This is a genomic window from Planococcus sp. TJ-302, from assembly GCF_058268455.1.
Genome location: NZ_JBZDOI010000003.1, coordinates 332,134 through 346,828, shown reverse-complemented (window position 1 = coordinate 346,828; position 14,695 = coordinate 332,134). Strand labels below are relative to the sequence as shown.

Below are 14,695 nucleotides of genomic sequence, written 5' to 3'. Positions count from 1 at the left end.
TGTATTAGGCATGCCGCCAGCGTTCGTCCTGAGCCAGGATCAAACTCTCCATTATAGAGTAGTGTTGATTGCTCAATACTGCTGGCGCATCGCCGTCCGAAGACGCACGATTCGCTTTGATCTGCATGATGCTGATCAGTAGTTTGTGCGCGGGCCGTTTTGCGCGGCCGTTGCGTGTTGTTGACGTTTTGCTGTTCAGTTTTCAAGGTTCATGTAATAAATTTGGAGCGGGTGGGGGGAATCGAACCCCCATCATCAGCTTGGAAGGCTGAGGTTTTACCACTAAACTACACCCGCATATAATAGAAGGAAATAACTTAATAATGAAATTGGCGCGCCCGAGAGGACTCGAACCTCTAACCGCTTGATTCGTAGTCAAGTACTCTATCCAATTGAGCTACGGGCGCTTATAAGCGATATGGTGCGGCCGAGAAGAGTCGAACTTCCACGGGATTTCTCCCACTAGGCCCTCAACCTAGCGCGTCTGCCATTCCGCCACGACCGCATTAAATTATTTTTAAGGACAAATTCCATTGTACAACATACAAGATATTAAGTCAATGTTGTTTTCCGATTTGCCTTAACCGCAATTCAAGCTGGCATTCAATTATCTTCAAGTTAAAATTGGCTGGGGTACCTGGATTCGAACCAGGGCATGACGGGATCAAAACCCGTTGCCTTACCGCTTGGCTATACCCCAATAAATGGCGGTCCCGACCGGGATCGAACCGGCGATCTCCTGCGTGACAGGCAGGCATGTTAACCGCTACACCACGGGACCATTTGGTTGCGGGGGCAGGATTTGAACCTGCGACCTTTGGGTTATGAGCCCAACGAGCTACCGAACTGCTCCACCCCGCGACAATAATATAGTAATACTTTGTTTCTCTTACGCTTGTTTCGTAATGGACACCTGCATCGGCTTGCGCCTGCTTCGGTGTTACTGCGCCGTCTTCGTACGGCTTGTTGCTCCACCCCGCGACAATAATATAGTAATACTTTGTTTCTCTTACGTTTGTTTCGTAATGGAAACCTGCACCGGCTTGCGCCTGCTTCGATGTTAATTCTCTTACCCACTCGCTTGCTTATGTATAAAAGAAATGACCCCTACGGGATTCGAACCCGTGTTACCGCCGTGAAAGGGCGGTGTCTTAACCGCTTGACCAAGGGGCCGAATGGCTCCGAAGGTAGGACTCGAACCTACGACCATCGCATTAACAGTGCGGTGCTCTACCACTGAGCTACTTCGGAATAGTGCTGCCAAGTGCTGTTTAAGTACTTGTCGACTTTTTCTATTATAAAGAGGCTTTAGGGAATCGTCAACACTTATTTTCCCACATCTTTTTCGGCAGCAAAATGGCGCTCCAGGCTGATGTAATCCACCGGAGACGCAATCCCGTTTTCCACTCTAGGGATTTATCGGCCCAACACCGGATTCCTAATCGCCATTCAGCAATGCCACATTATTTTATCGCCAGTTTTCCGGAGCACTTGCCGCAGCGATAACGTTCGACATTCATCCGGATTTTGCGCTGGTACTCCGTGCTGCACGCAATGCATTCGTAAATATAGCGTTTGGCCGCACGCTGATTCGCCCGTGGCACAACTGCGGAACAAAACCGCGGTGATCCCGTCCTTTTCAGCAATTCCCGGAAGTCCGCATCGCGATGTTTATAGCCGCGCCCTTCTAAATGGAGGTGGTAATGGCACAACTCATGCTTTATGATGCCTTCCAATTCGGCATAGCCGAATTTTTCATATGACTTAGGATTGATTTCGATATTATGGGAACGCAATAAATACCTGCCGCCTGTCGTGCGCAAACGCGAATTGAAAACTCCCTCGTGGCGGAAAGGCTTTCGGAAAAAGTCGTTGGAGATTTCTTTGATAAGCTCGGTCAGTTCCTGATTGGTCATGGCTAACTCCTTATTAAAATCGTTATGTGTTCGTCCTGCAATTCTCCTGCACCTGAATGTTACCGAGCATAGCACAGCTTTTATAAAAAATCAGCAAAAAAGAGCCGGTCGATTGACGGCTCTTTGAACTATATTTTATTATTCTGTCTGATCTTTCGGCTGCAGCATTGTTAAGGCAATACGCCCTTTGTCTTTCTCGACTTTCTCGACCCAAGCGGTGACGATATCACCGACAGCCACTACGTCAAGCGGATGCTTTACGAAGCCTTTTTTCAATTTCGAAATATGGACGAGCCCATCCTGCTTCACGCCAATGTCGACAAACGCTCCGAAATCGACAACGTTCCGTACGGTGCCTTGAACTTCCATGCCCGGCAGGAGATCTTCCATTTTCAAGATATCATTTTTCAATAAAGGCTGCGGGAACTCATCACGCGGATCGCGGTTCGGCTTTTTCAGCGCATCCAGGATATCCTGCAACGTGATTTCTCCGACGCCCCACTTCTCGCTCAGCTCAGCCAGCTGTAGAACCGATAATTTCTCTGCAGTTGCTGGTGTGCCGACTTCGTTCTTGCCTGCTCCCACCAATTCCAATAACTTTTCCGCTACAGCGTAGCTTTCCGGATGGATACCCGTGGCGTCCAGCGGGTTCTTGCCTTCAGGAATCCGCAGAAATCCGATGGCTTGCTCATACGTTTTAGCCCCCAGGCGCGGAATCTTCTTCAACTGGGCACGTGATGTAAAGCGCCCGTTCTCGTCCCGCACCTTGATGACATTTTCAGCGACCGTCTTGCTTAGCCCAGCGACGTACTGCAATAAAGACGCAGAAGCTGAGTTGACATTGACGCCAACTTGGTTGACCGCTGTTTCCACAACGAATGTTAATTGATCCGCCAGTTTTTTCTGAGAGACATCGTGCTGATATTGCCCGACGCCCACCGCTTTCGGATCGATTTTCACAAGCTCTGACAATGGATCTTGCAAACGGCGGGCAATAGAAGCGGCGCTGCGCTCTTCGACTTGGAGATTCGGGAACTCCGTGCGGGCAACTTCAGATGCAGAATAAACGCTCGCTCCCGCTTCGTTGACAATGACATACGAAATGTTCGCATCAGTTTCCGCGAGAAAGTCCGCAACAAATTGTTCCGTTTCACGCGAAGCCGTGCCGTTGCCGATCGCCATGATCTGTATCGGATATTTCGATACTAGGGCTTTCATCGTCCGCTTCGCTCCCGCTTGGTCATTTTTCGGAGCATGCGGGTAAATGACCGCGACTTCCAATAACTTGCCCGTTTCATCAATGACCGCTAGTTTGCAGCCGGTGCGGTAAGCCGGATCGACCCCAAGTACCATTCTATTTTTCATTGGCGGCTGCAATAAGAGATTCCGCAAGTTCTCTGAAAAGATGTGGATTGCTTGAGTTTCCCCTTTTTCACTGAGCTCGGTGCGGATTTCACGTTCGACTGAAGGCTGGATCAAGCGCTTGTAACCATCTTCGATCGCCTGTGCCACGAATTCTGCAGACGGGACACTCGATTTAACCCATTTGTTTTTCATCAATGTCACAATCCGGTCGGTCGGCGGCTGGATTGATACGCGAAGGACGTCTTCTTTCTCTCCACGGTTAATTGCCAAAATACGGTGCGGCACGATTTTGCTAATCGCTTCTTCGTAGTCGTAATACATTTCGAAGACCTGCTTCTCGTCCTCATGGCTCTTTTTGGCGGCCGTTAAAATCTCGCCATCTTTGCGCGTCATGTAACGTGCCTTTTCCCGAATATCCGGATCATCCGCAAATAATTCCGCCAGAATGTCCTGTGCGCCTTGAATCGCTTCATCCGCGGTGGCTGCTCCGGTTTCTGCAGCGACAAATTCAGCGGCCTTTTTCAACACATCGCCGGTTGATGCTGACAAGAGCCAATCCGCCAACGGTTGAAGTCCCTTCTCTTTCGCGATTGTTGCTTTCGTCCGTCGTTTTTGCTTATATGGCCGGTAAAGGTCTTCTAAGCGCTGCAATACCGTTGCCGATTGAATCGCCTTTTCCAGCTCATCTGTCATTTTTTCCTGTTCAGCGATTGAACGGATAACTTCCACTTTCCGCTGCTCCAGGTTCTGTATGTATGTATAACGATCTTCAATCGATTTAATCTGCACTTCATCAAGTGAACCGGTAGCTTCTTTGCGGTAACGGGCTATAAACGGAACCGTATTGCCGTCATCCAATAACTCAATAACTTGTTTGACCTGATCTGCGCGAACGCTGGTTTCTTTGGCAATCAACGCATGGATTTTCTGCATGTCCACAAAAACACTCTCCTTCATTTCCTTGAAAACGGATAAAATTCAATCAGCTTATAGCGCCTAAACAGATGCTAGCGCTTTTCTTACTGTCCAGCTCCGGCACCTTGCCCCTCGAGGTCGCTTCAGCCTTTCCGAACATGGCAAAAAGCGCCATGATCGGCAAGGCTTCCAGCGCTTGTCGGGGCAGAACAGGTGCCTGTGCTTTTCTTATTTTACCATAAAAAAAGAAGCCTACTCATTTGAGGAGGCTTCCTGCTATGAACGTGGCGTCGTCGCCTGTTTTGATTTCTCGGAGAATATCGTAATAAAGGCGCTCAGGAATTCCCGCCCGTCTCATCATCACTTTCGGATTCCGCAATTCCACTCCATCAGAATGGATAAGGAACAAGTCATCTTCAACGTAAGTGTAGAGTTGGGTGCGCAATTTCTGTGGGCGTCCTGATAAATACCCCATTACCGGCAATGGATAAATCATTTCATCCGTCCCTTTACGGTAAAGGTAGAATCGGATATTTCCCACGCAAGTGTATTCCAGCGTCTTCTTTTTGAAGTCCACTTTGAAAATTGCAACTGCCGCGCCTCTTTTTTGCACCATCAAATCGTTGAAACGCCCCATGAGGGAGTCGATCGATTCGTGGTGATACTGCTCTAGAATTTGCGGAATGACCTGCGACGATTCACGCGCCACGGGGCCATTCCCGAGTCCATCGGCTACTGAGCAAATGAAATAATCGTCCGTCAGTACAGTATGGTAGCTGTCGCCGGATTCATAATTACCATGTTTTGCTTCATTAAAGATACAAGCTTCAACGTAATGGTGTTTTATAGTCTCCACTAGGATACTCCACCGGCAGCCAAAATGGCTTCTTGCAATTTTTTAATCGCTTTGCGTTGCAGACGAGACACGTGCATTTGAGAAATCCCCAGCTTATCACCGGTTTCTTTCTGGCTCAGCTGCTCTATGTAGGTATACTGGATGATCTGCTTTTCTCGTTCAGAAAGCACATTCATCGCATTCGCTACAAGCATGCGCTGATCCGCTTTTTCATAGCCATCGTCCTCTTGCCCTACAACGTCAAATAAAGTCACGGTACTGCCATCGGAATCAGCTTCAAGAGAGTGGTCCATAGACAAGGCCTGATAACTCTTGCCCATCTCCATTGCTTCAAGCACATCGTCTTCTTCCACATCCAGGTATTCCGCGATTTCCCACACTTGCGGGGAACGCTGAAGTTCCCGGGTCAGGACTTCGACAGTTGATTTGATGCGGGGTCCAAGTTCCTTGATACGGCGTGGAACATGGATCGCCCAAGTTTTGTCACGCAAAAAACGCTTGATTTCGCCGATAATTGTCGGCACTGCGAAAGCTTCAAAACTCCTGCCGAAAGATGGATCATAGCGGCGAATTGCTCCGAGGAGCCCTAACATCCCGACTTGCGCAATGTCTTCGTGGTAAGATTTACCATTTGAATATTTGCGCGCTATTGATTCCACCAGCCGCTTGTAGTTCATGACAAGCATTGTCTGTGCTTCTTCATCTTCCGTTTGTTGATAAGCCTCGATCCATTCAAGCACCTGCTCTTTGGTCGGCTGATTAGGATGAGATCGTTTCGACATCCTCTTCCACCTGCTCTCCTCCAACATACTTAGTCATGAAGACCGTGACGCCTTCCTGATGATGGACTTTTACTTCATCCATCAAAGTTTCGATCAAGTATAGGCCAAGACCTCCTTCGCGAAGAAAAGCCCCTTCCTCCTGATCGTGATAAGGACCTACTTTCGCCTTTGTTTCTTCAAAATTGAAACTTTGGCCATGATCCGCTACCATAATTTCAATCTTATCGCCGTAAAGCGCACAGCCAATGACAACTTCGCCTTCTTCGCCTTCGGAATAAGCGTGCTGGACTGCATTCGTCACCGCTTCACTTGAAGCGATTTTCAAATCTTCAATATCGTCGAACGTAAAACCAATGCGGCTTGCTAATCCCGAAATCGTCAAACGGGCCACACCGACATATTGCGATTTTGCAGGCACTCTCATTTCAACATAATCGAAAGGACGCATATCAATTACCACCTTTTCCAACTGATTCGATGTCCATGATTTCGCCCAAACCAGTAATGTCGAATAAACGTTTCAAACGTGTTGAGAGACCTTTCAGCTTCACATGTCCGCCTTTAGCATTTACCGACTTATAGAATGCCACGAAAACCCCTAATCCAGTACTGTCCATATAATCAACGCCGGAAAGATCCAACACTGCATTCAAACCTTCTTTATGGTGATGCATTTCCAGTTTTTCACGGAGAACAGGCGCTGTGTGCGCGTCGATTTCGCCGCGGATAAAACCTGTTAATGTATTGTTTGATTCTTCTAGCTCAACTTGAATATTCATCTATTATGACACCCCTGTTTTATCAATATTTCATTAAATTAAAAAAGCCATCGTAAGTCTAATTACCACCTTCCGGCGGTTTTTAAACATACTTCAGACTTTTTTATAAATCACCAACGTAAAGTCGTCCGACAGCACGGCATTCTGCATGCGTTCAAGCGCGTCGTAAACATACTGGACGATCACTTGAGCCGGTTCATCCTTTTTCTCTTCAATCATTTCGAAAATGACTTCACGCTCGATAAACCCTTGATCCGTCCGGCCTTCCGTCACGCCGTCCGTCATCATGATGACCATATCATTTTCTTCAAGTTGGACCGTATGCTCTTCATATGCCGCAGAAGGCGATACGCCCAGTAAAAGGCCTTTGGCGTATAATTCACTGAACTCATTGGTTTTCGCACGATACAGGATAGCCGGCTCATGCCCGGCCGAACCATATGTCATTTGCGCGCTCGCCGCGTCGTATTTGCCATAGAACATGGAAACAAACATCGAATCGTCGATGCTTTTCTCAACGACCCGGTTGATGACACCCAAAACCTCGGAAGGATTTGCGGGTGAATGATTGAGGCTATCCATGCCAAATTTGACCATGGACATGCAGAGGGCGGCCGGGAGCCCTTTGCCGATAACATCTGCAACGGCGATTCCGGCATGGCCTTCTGCGTCACTGATGAAGTATATGTAGTCCCCGTTCATTTTCCGTGCGGGAATTGATAACAGACCAATATCCAAGCCATCCAAGGCAGGCAATTTCGTTTTCAGCAAAGTCTCTTGAACATTTGCCGCCAAATCCATCTCCACCCTGATTTCTTCCTGCCGTTGCAAGAGGCTTTGACGCTCCTGCAAAGCAAGGCCGTAGTTAATCATCATTTCAACCAGGAAATCAAAAGAGTGCCAAACCACTTCAGGTAAGTCTTTGTAAATTTCCTGCATCGCCGCCTTATGGACGCTGATGACTTCTTCCGGAGAAATGTTTTCAGAAATAAGCTGCCTGCTGAAATTCTGGCCGACATACAAATTCTGTTCTGACTGGCGCTGCATATACTGATTTAAAATCTCTTTGTATTGATTTTCGATTTTGTGGACCATATGTGCCCCCCCTATCGAAGCCATTTCGTAGCTCTTATGTCTGTCCCTTCTCCCGGGATCGTTTCAATCTTAAATTCATCCATTAACCGTTTGACGCCTGGCAATCCTGCACCTAATCCTCCAGAAGTAGAAAATCCGTCTTCCATCACTTTACGGATGTCGGGAATTCCGGGCCCCTGGTCGGCAGCGATTATCAAAATTCCCTTGATGCCATTTTCCATCAATTGTTGAATTTCAATTCTCCCTTGTCCAGCGTATAAATAAATATTGCGGGCAAGTTCGCTGATCGCCGTCGTTATACGCGCTTGATCGACAGTGCCAAAACCCAGCTCTTTTGCAACATTGCGCCCGAGCTGCCGTGCTGCAACAATATCCCATTCCGTTAAAATTTCCACCGAAGACTGGTTGCTCATTATTAAGCCTCCAATTCCAGTTGAAGTTTATCCAGCCCATTTTCTAGATCAAGGGCTGTCATAACATCTTCAAGTCGAATTCCTAATTCGATCAAAGTGATAGCCACTGCTGGTTGAATACCGGTAATAACTACTCGCGCTCCCATTAGGCTTGACATGCTAATGACGTCCCCTAAGACTTTTGCGATAAACGAATCGATGAAATCAACAGATGTTAAATCAATCACAACTCCACGCGCGCTTGTTTCGTGCAACTTATTCAATAGATCTTCCTGAAATTGGATGGCTGTCTGGTCATCCAATTCCCACTGGATGGAAACGATCAATGTATCTCTTAGTTTTAAAATTGGAATCCGAAAATTCATTGTTCATCAACCTCCACGATTTTGCGATTGGTCCAAGCGAGTGCTTGTTCTACACCACGCTGCAACGTGCTTGTAGTCGTAAACTCATTCAAATTAATGCCCAGCGTAACAATCGTTTGGGCAATTTCAGGCCGTATTCCCACTAACATGCATTTCGCGCCGACTAACCGCACAGCGTCTGCAGCTTGAATGATATGGTGCGCCACCATCGTATCAACTACCGGTACACCGGTGATGTCCAGAAGGACCACTTCCGCGCGGTGCTTCACAACGCCTTCGAGCAAGTTCTCCATAATTAGGCGCGCGCGTTCCGTATCGATTGTTCCGACAAGCGGCATGACCGACACTTTTTCAAATACAGGGATCAATGATGCCGACAATTCCTGCAAAGCGATTTTCTGCAGGGTTACAGTACGCTCCCATGTTTTCGAATAGGCAGCGACTGTGCTGTCGCGGATCGGGATGATCCATTTATTGAATTCTTTGAAGAAGTCGCGGAAATTCTCCTGCGTAATGAGTCCTGCTCTTTCCATCCCTTCAAAAACCACTTCGGAGAAATGATCGATCGCTTTAGTAACAAACGTCATCGACCAGCCAAGGCGTACTACTTTTTCTGCAAAATCGTTTAAGCGGGTTTCATAAGCCTGGTGGCTCTCTAAAAGATTCGACACCATCAGATCCGCGAATTCCTTGCTCGTCTGGTTCATCAAATCCGTTGGCATCACTTGGAAAGAACGATCATTTTTTTCGTTCTTCATAAGCTCCTGCCATTCGGCGATTATTTCAGTGTTATTTTCTTGAATATATCTAGCCATTTGCTTATTCATCTTCTGTTGTAAACCTCCCTGAACTTCCATGCAGTGAACACATCCAGTTACATTTTAGATAATCTATCTTTATATTGTATCGGAAAAAAGTTTTTTTCACATCTTTTTTGTCGTCAAGCCTGCAGATTCTTACGGGATAATAGAAAAAACACCTGAAAGGATAAACTTTCAGGTGTTTTCGGAGTATGTATGCTTAGAACTTAACAAGACCGACACTGATTTCTAGTGCCTCGTCAACTTTTTCCATTAACGCTTCATCGAGCTGGGTGATTTTATCAGTCAACCGGGATTTATCGATCGTACGCAATTGTTCAAGCAAGATAACCGAATCACGCTCAAAGCCATATTTCTTGGCATTGATCTCAACGTGAGTCGGCAATTTCGCTTTCTGGATCTGCGCCGTTATCGCTGCAATAATCACCGTTGGGCTGAAACGATTCCCTATATCATTTTGTATAACCAGCACCGGCCGGGTCCCACCTTGCTCAGACCCGACCACTGGAGATAATTCTGCAAAAAAAACGTCTCCACGTTTTACAATCAAATTGTCAACCTCCGCTTACGAGTCGCACGGTCGTGTGCTCCGCTTCATACTCCGCGTGAGAACATTCACAAGCGATGGATAAATTGATTTGTGACATCTCCACGTAGCCTTTGATCATTGCTTCTCGAATATGATGTGAATCGTATATATTTTTGGTTACCCTTTGGGTGGAAACGTAAACATAGTCGCCGCGCTCCTGAAACCGTTCATCTGAATGTGTTGTCAGCTCTGACATCAATTGTTTAGGCAGTTTCACTACCACTTCTCTTGGCTTCGATTTCTCGTACACAGCCCTACACCTCCGAAAAATACCGTTCTTTCATGTCTCACCCTTTCATCTTAACATCTAAGATAGCTGGTGAAAAGACATTGTTGGGATTTCGGTCTTTCAAACATACACTCTCGGGACTCTTTTCGTTAAAATACAGGGGATTTCATAAGGAATCGTGCCCAGTTTATCTGCCCATTCATTGATGCGTATTTCCTCTTTGCCTTGTTTTCCGAACAACTGGACTTTCTCTCCAACCGGCAATTTTTCAGGGACGCGGATCATGCACTGGTCCATACAAATGCGCCCGACAATTTGCGCCCGCTCGCCTCTCACCAGCACATCCTGCCCTTGGAGGCCGCGCAGCATGCCATCAGCATAACCGATTGGCAATGTAGCGACCCACTCATCTTCTTCACAGCGGTAAGTGCCGCCATAGCTGATGGCTTCTCCCGCTTTCACCTTTTTGATATGGACAATTTCAGTTTCCAGGCTCATGGCCGGGACTAAAGGGAAAGCCATTCTTTCTTCTACATAGGCAGAAGGAGCGATTCCGTACATTGAAATCCCCACCCGCACAGCACCATAAGCAAGATCGGGATGCATGAGCGAGGCCGCGCTATTCGATACATGGACCAACACATTAGGATCATCGAGCTGGCCGATGATCCTTTTCATGCGCTTGACTTGCCGTTCAAACAACTCTCCCGTCTCCTCATCCGCGGTAGCGAAATGGGTGAAGATGCCTTCAAATACCATCGAATGGCGCCGAATTTCCGCTATCGCTGTTTCCGCCTCTTCTGCGTCTACGCCGACACGCCGCATGCCCGTATCAATCTTCAAATGGATTTTCAATGGAAGAAACTCCGGATTTCGGGCGGCTGAAGCGGTGCTCAGCCAGTCCAGTGAAATAGCCGCCAGGGCAATTTCTTCTTGCTGGGCTACTGGCACAAACGATGCGGGCGATGCCCCCATTACAAGGAGTTTTTCCTGAAACCCGTTGTTCCGCAAAAACAGTGCTTCGTCCGGCGTCGCTACCGCCAACAGTTTGATGCCCGTATCTACTGCCCGGCGCGCCACTTCCAGTACGCCGTGCCCATAGGCATCCGCTTTTACGACAGCCATTATTTCCGCAGCGCCCAGCCCTTTTTTGAATGACGCCAGGTTTTTCTCTATAGCACTTAAATCAATAACCGCTTTCGTCGGCCGATAATTTTCCGTCATACTCTCACCCCGATTGATTAAGATTGCAAAAGAACTTGTGCAGCAGCGTAGTCTTTTGTGTGGGTGATCGAAACCAACCCATTTTCCCGCTGCTGATAAAATAAGCAGGGCTTCCCTTTTTCGTTTTTGCGGATTTCAATATCCTGAAAAGAACAGGATGCACCGATGCCTGTGCCATTGGCTTTCCCGAACGCTTCTTTTGCCGCGAAACGGCCAGCCAAAAATTCAGTTTTACGCGTGCTGGACAATGTTGCATATTCAGTGAGTTCACTTGTTGTCAAAACCCGTTCGCGCAGCTTCGGCGACTTGGCGTCTATTCTCCGGATGCGCCCAAGTTCGACAATATCCAGACCAATTCCAATAATCATAAATGTTTCTCCTTTCAATCGCAAACCTTAAAAAGGTATAATAACATGTATGAAAAAGAGGTGACTACATGTTTATCCGCACAGAAAGTTTTTCGCAGTATTTGCGTATGTATCCTGTTGTATCTACCTTGCTTGCCATCAATATCATTATCCATGTGCTAGGATGGCTGCCAATCATTGGCGAATTAATTTTCAGCTACGGTGTCGGCGCCAATTATTTGATAGCTGAAGGCCAGTGGTGGAGATTCATCACGCCGATGTTTCTGCACGGCAGTTTTATGCATTTATTGTTCAATATGTTTTCGTTGTTCCTGTTCGGACCAGAACTTGAAAAGCTGATCGGCAAAGTCCGCTTCTTGACGGTTTATGGATTGGCGGGGCTTTTTGGTACCGTAGCTACATATTTCCTTGAACCCTTGGACTACTTGCACGTCGGTGCGAGCGGCGCGATCTTCGGTATTCTTGGCGCTTTCGCGGCATTGCTGTATTACGGACGCCGCGCGTTGCCGCAGTTGAGACAAATTATACTGCCAATCATCGTGATAAGTATAGTGATGACTTTCTTGACGCCGAATATTAATGCCACTGCGCATATCGCAGGGATGATTACCGGTTTCCTTGTTGGATTAAGCTATTTCCATCCAAAAAGGATCGTCAGCTGGAAATCGAAAAAATAAAAGTCAGCCGGAGAAAAATTCCGGCTGACTTTTTTCATCTTCCGGCAGCGGCCGGCTTGATGGTTCGTACCAGGCCATGATGCGCTCAGCATCGCCTGTATCCATATGATTGATGCGCGAGGAAGCGCCCATTATCCCGGATTTTATCGTTGCCTCAATGGAAGCCAATTGCTTGCGCCGCTGAAAATAGCTTTGCGTGACATCAACCGCCTGCACACGCCTCTTCATCAAATAGAAGGAATGTTTGCTGAAGCCTCGAAACTGCATCGTCAACTGCTTGTCTATCAACGCATACCCCACTGTCCGATGCTGCCACATTCCGAGCCCAATGATAATCGGCACCAGCAGCAGACTAAAGAGCCCATACGGGTAAAAGAAATAGCCTATTGCCCCAATAAGCGGAGCCAGCCATATGAAATCGAGCCGATAGAAAAAACGGACACTGCGTTTTGGCGCGCCTGTAAGTTTCGGGTTCCACTCTGTTTCCGGGAATAATTCCGACAACACCGGCAGCATCACTGATTTCTTAGCAAGCGGGAAAAGACGGATTTTCTCCTCTTTATCGCCCAGCGAACCACCTGCACTTTCTACAGTCACCGTTGCATAACCAAACCATTCCCGCAGAGGATTTTGAGAAATTTTGATTCCCTGCACCCGTTTAAACGGCACCGAAATTTTCTTTTTCTCAAGCAAGCCGCGTGTAATGTAGATATTATTCTCATCCGCTTGAATGGTGAACTGGTAATTCGCGAAAATCGTCAGGAATACGGAAATGACCCAGGCAATCGCCAGCACTATAAAGACAGCCAACGAGGCAATTAAATAGCCAAAACGCAAGAACAGCATAACCTCTTCATAAAGTGCTTCGTAAGGAATCAAATCCGAAAACTGCGACAGGAAAACCGCGACAGCCGATAACACCACTCCGATGCCGCTTGACGTCGTCGCCAAAATCACCAGTTCTTTGAGCGTCATGCGATAAAAAACGCGCGCCCCTTTTTTCTCCGGCATTTCCACGGGAGCAGTTTGCACTTCTTCATCACTTGGCGCTTGTTGACGAAAACCTCTCTTCGCTTCTTCCATCTTGCTTGCAATGCGGTCGGCGTCTTCGCGGTTAATCGCAGTCAAAACCGCTTCTGACTCTCCAGCTTTGCCGGAACCCGCAGTTTCAACCTTGACTTTGACCAAACCGAACAGCCGATGGAAAATCCCTTCGGTGTAATTCAGGCTTTGGATCCTGTCAAAAGGGATATAGCGCTTTTTCTTTACGAACAAGCCATACTCGATACGCAATTCTCCGTCCTCAAACCAATAAACGAAGCGCTTCCACTTGATAATTCCCGCCACTAACATGAAAAGCACGACAACGATGCCGACGAAAAAAGGGATCAGCCCTTGCCATCCTTGGGTAAACATCCCCGATACGCCGCCGTCTCTGAATAAATTCACGCCGAATACAACGATAAATGGCACAATCAGCTCTTTCAATGCTTTTAGGAAGTTCAAAAATGCGGACAACGGATGAAGTTTATAACGGGTTTCAGACATCATCTTCCGCCACCCTTGCCAAAACAGAAATCCTGGCTCTCAACTCATCCGCTTCTTCCGTAATCAATGCCGGAATCGTATGCACTGTTGCTGCTGTAGAAATGGAAATTTCAGCCAAATTATACTTGCGTAAAATAGGGCCTTGCGCCGTATCAACATGCTGCACGCGAACCATCGGCACCAGTGTGCGGCGAATAATGAACAAACCGTGCTGCAATTCGATTTCCTGCTCACGCACTTCGTAGCGCCATCGCTGCCAGCGAATTTTCGGAAACAGATAAATAAGCAAAAACCCGAAAAGTACAATAATGCCGGCGTATGCGGCGTAAAGCCAGGCCGGCCACTCAAAGAAATAAGTTAATGCCGCTGAGCCTGCAGCCACTAATGCAATGACGAGCGTTTCAATTAAGCCATAAAGCCGCCAAACCGTCAGCCCTTTTCTTGAAATTTGATTTTTTGGTTGATTGTTCACTTGCTGCACCCCATCTTTCAGGCTATCAGTAAACTTTCGATAGCCTTTTCATTTCGCTCCAACGTACTTCCATGTCTCGAAGCTAGCGCAGCGTTGCAACGCACTTTCATGTCTCGAAGCTAGCGTAGCGTTGCAGAGACAGAGACAGGCGGACGCTTTCCGCGGGCGAGCGCCGAGCCGCTTCATTCGAAGGTCTTTCTAAATAAACCACTTCTTTATAAAATAGTGTAAGACATAATCATTTCAGTTTCTTGCAATTAATACGTAGTAAAACAGAGCAG

At 47.3% G+C, this 14,695-nt stretch carries 17 protein-coding genes and 8 tRNA genes; 1 reads left to right on the top strand and 24 read right to left on the bottom strand.

The features are described from left to right. Positions 1 to 223: 223 nt before the first annotated feature. From AC4EHB_RS14625 to acpS, 22 genes are all read right to left on the bottom strand, one after another. A tRNA-Gly gene (locus AC4EHB_RS14625) sits at positions 224 to 297 on the bottom strand. Between the two features lie 33 nt (positions 298 to 330). Further along, positions 331 to 407, bottom strand: a tRNA-Arg gene (locus tag AC4EHB_RS14620). Positions 408 to 419: 12 nt separating this feature from the next. Further along, positions 420 to 505, bottom strand: a tRNA-Leu gene (locus AC4EHB_RS14615). Positions 506 to 625: 120 nt separating this feature from the next. Beyond that, a tRNA-Gln gene (locus tag AC4EHB_RS14610) sits at positions 626 to 700 on the bottom strand. A 5-nt stretch (positions 701 to 705) separates the two neighbouring features. Continuing rightward, positions 706 to 781 (bottom strand) — tRNA-Asp (locus AC4EHB_RS14605). A gap of 3 nt (positions 782 to 784) precedes the next feature. After that, positions 785 to 861, bottom strand: a tRNA-Met gene (locus tag AC4EHB_RS14600). Positions 862 to 1,101: 240 nt separating this feature from the next. Then, positions 1,102 to 1,173, bottom strand: a tRNA-Glu gene (locus AC4EHB_RS14595). A 3-nt stretch (positions 1,174 to 1,176) separates the two neighbouring features. Next, a tRNA-Asn gene (locus tag AC4EHB_RS14590) sits at positions 1,177 to 1,251 on the bottom strand. A gap of 212 nt (positions 1,252 to 1,463) precedes the next feature. Continuing rightward, the gene (locus AC4EHB_RS14585; protein ID WP_490976027.1) at positions 1,464 to 1,916 is read right to left on the bottom strand and encodes a SprT family protein; all 453 of its coding nucleotides are present in this window, start codon (positions 1,914 to 1,916) and stop codon (positions 1,464 to 1,466) included. A 138-nt stretch (positions 1,917 to 2,054) separates the two neighbouring features. Continuing rightward, positions 2,055 to 4,214, bottom strand: a complete 2,160-nt coding sequence (locus AC4EHB_RS14580) for a Tex family protein (protein ID WP_490981924.1) — start codon at positions 4,212 to 4,214, stop codon at positions 2,055 to 2,057. Between the two features lie 238 nt (positions 4,215 to 4,452). Then, positions 4,453 to 5,052, bottom strand: coding sequence for a PP2C family serine/threonine-protein phosphatase (locus tag AC4EHB_RS14575; RefSeq protein WP_490976028.1), 600 nt, complete (start codon positions 5,050 to 5,052; stop codon positions 4,453 to 4,455). Continuing rightward, a complete protein-coding gene (gene sigB / locus AC4EHB_RS14570) occupies positions 5,052 to 5,834 on the bottom strand; it encodes an RNA polymerase sigma factor SigB (protein WP_490976029.1) in 783 nt (260 codons plus the stop codon). The genes AC4EHB_RS14575 and sigB overlap by 1 nt, the downstream gene beginning before the upstream one ends. After that, complete coding sequence (gene rsbW / locus AC4EHB_RS14565) at positions 5,812 to 6,282, bottom strand: anti-sigma B factor RsbW (protein WP_135505003.1); 471 nt, start codon at positions 6,280 to 6,282, stop codon at positions 5,812 to 5,814. Before rsbW ends, sigB begins: the two co-directional genes overlap by 23 nt. Before the next feature lies 1 nt (position 6,283). Then, the gene (locus tag AC4EHB_RS14560) at positions 6,284 to 6,613 is read right to left on the bottom strand and encodes an anti-sigma factor antagonist (protein WP_490976030.1); all 330 of its coding nucleotides are present in this window, start codon (positions 6,611 to 6,613) and stop codon (positions 6,284 to 6,286) included. A gap of 93 nt (positions 6,614 to 6,706) precedes the next feature. Then, on the bottom strand, positions 6,707 to 7,708 hold the full coding sequence (locus AC4EHB_RS14555) for a PP2C family protein-serine/threonine phosphatase (protein ID WP_490976031.1): 1,002 nt from the start codon (positions 7,706 to 7,708) through the stop codon (positions 6,707 to 6,709). An 11-nt stretch (positions 7,709 to 7,719) separates the two neighbouring features. Further along, positions 7,720 to 8,121 (bottom strand): anti-sigma regulatory factor, encoded by a 402-nt coding sequence (locus tag AC4EHB_RS14550; RefSeq protein ID WP_135504997.1) that lies wholly within the window; start codon positions 8,119 to 8,121, stop codon positions 7,720 to 7,722. Positions 8,122 to 8,123: 2 nt separating this feature from the next. Further along, positions 8,124 to 8,486, bottom strand: coding sequence for an STAS domain-containing protein (locus AC4EHB_RS14545; protein WP_106534565.1), 363 nt, complete (start codon positions 8,484 to 8,486; stop codon positions 8,124 to 8,126). Further along, positions 8,483 to 9,313: an RsbT co-antagonist protein RsbRA gene (locus AC4EHB_RS14540; RefSeq protein WP_490976032.1), complete on the bottom strand. Its 831-nt coding sequence runs from the start codon at positions 9,311 to 9,313 to the stop codon at positions 8,483 to 8,485. Before AC4EHB_RS14540 ends, AC4EHB_RS14545 begins: the two co-directional genes overlap by 4 nt. 193 nt (positions 9,314 to 9,506) lie before the next feature. Further along, on the bottom strand, positions 9,507 to 9,857 hold the full coding sequence (locus tag AC4EHB_RS14535; RefSeq protein WP_135504993.1) for a type II toxin-antitoxin system PemK/MazF family toxin: 351 nt from the start codon (positions 9,855 to 9,857) through the stop codon (positions 9,507 to 9,509). Between the two features lie 4 nt (positions 9,858 to 9,861). After that, a complete protein-coding gene (locus AC4EHB_RS14530) occupies positions 9,862 to 10,146 on the bottom strand; it encodes a transcriptional regulator (protein ID WP_135504991.1) in 285 nt (94 codons plus the stop codon). 99 nt (positions 10,147 to 10,245) lie between these two features. After that, positions 10,246 to 11,349 carry an alanine racemase gene (alr, locus tag AC4EHB_RS14525; protein ID WP_490981919.1) on the bottom strand — a complete coding sequence of 368 codons (1,104 nt, stop codon included), beginning with the start codon at positions 11,347 to 11,349 and terminating at the stop codon, positions 10,246 to 10,248. A gap of 17 nt (positions 11,350 to 11,366) precedes the next feature. Beyond that, entirely contained in the window at positions 11,367 to 11,717 is a 351-nt protein-coding gene (gene acpS, locus AC4EHB_RS14520) for a holo-ACP synthase (protein ID WP_490981918.1), read from the bottom strand. A 68-nt stretch (positions 11,718 to 11,785) separates the two neighbouring features. Between acpS and AC4EHB_RS14515 the strand changes: the two genes are divergently transcribed. Next, a complete protein-coding gene (locus AC4EHB_RS14515) occupies positions 11,786 to 12,394 on the top strand; it encodes a rhomboid family intramembrane serine protease (RefSeq protein ID WP_490981917.1) in 609 nt (202 codons plus the stop codon). A 3-nt stretch (positions 12,395 to 12,397) separates the two neighbouring features. Here AC4EHB_RS14515 and AC4EHB_RS14510 read toward each other — a convergent pair whose 3' ends face one another. Then, positions 12,398 to 13,945, bottom strand: a complete 1,548-nt coding sequence (locus AC4EHB_RS14510; RefSeq protein WP_490981916.1) for a PH domain-containing protein — start codon at positions 13,943 to 13,945, stop codon at positions 12,398 to 12,400. Beyond that, positions 13,935 to 14,414 carry a PH domain-containing protein gene (locus AC4EHB_RS14505; protein ID WP_490976037.1) on the bottom strand — a complete coding sequence of 160 codons (480 nt, stop codon included), beginning with the start codon at positions 14,412 to 14,414 and terminating at the stop codon, positions 13,935 to 13,937. Before AC4EHB_RS14505 ends, AC4EHB_RS14510 begins: the two co-directional genes overlap by 11 nt. Positions 14,415 to 14,695: the final 281 nt, after the last annotated feature.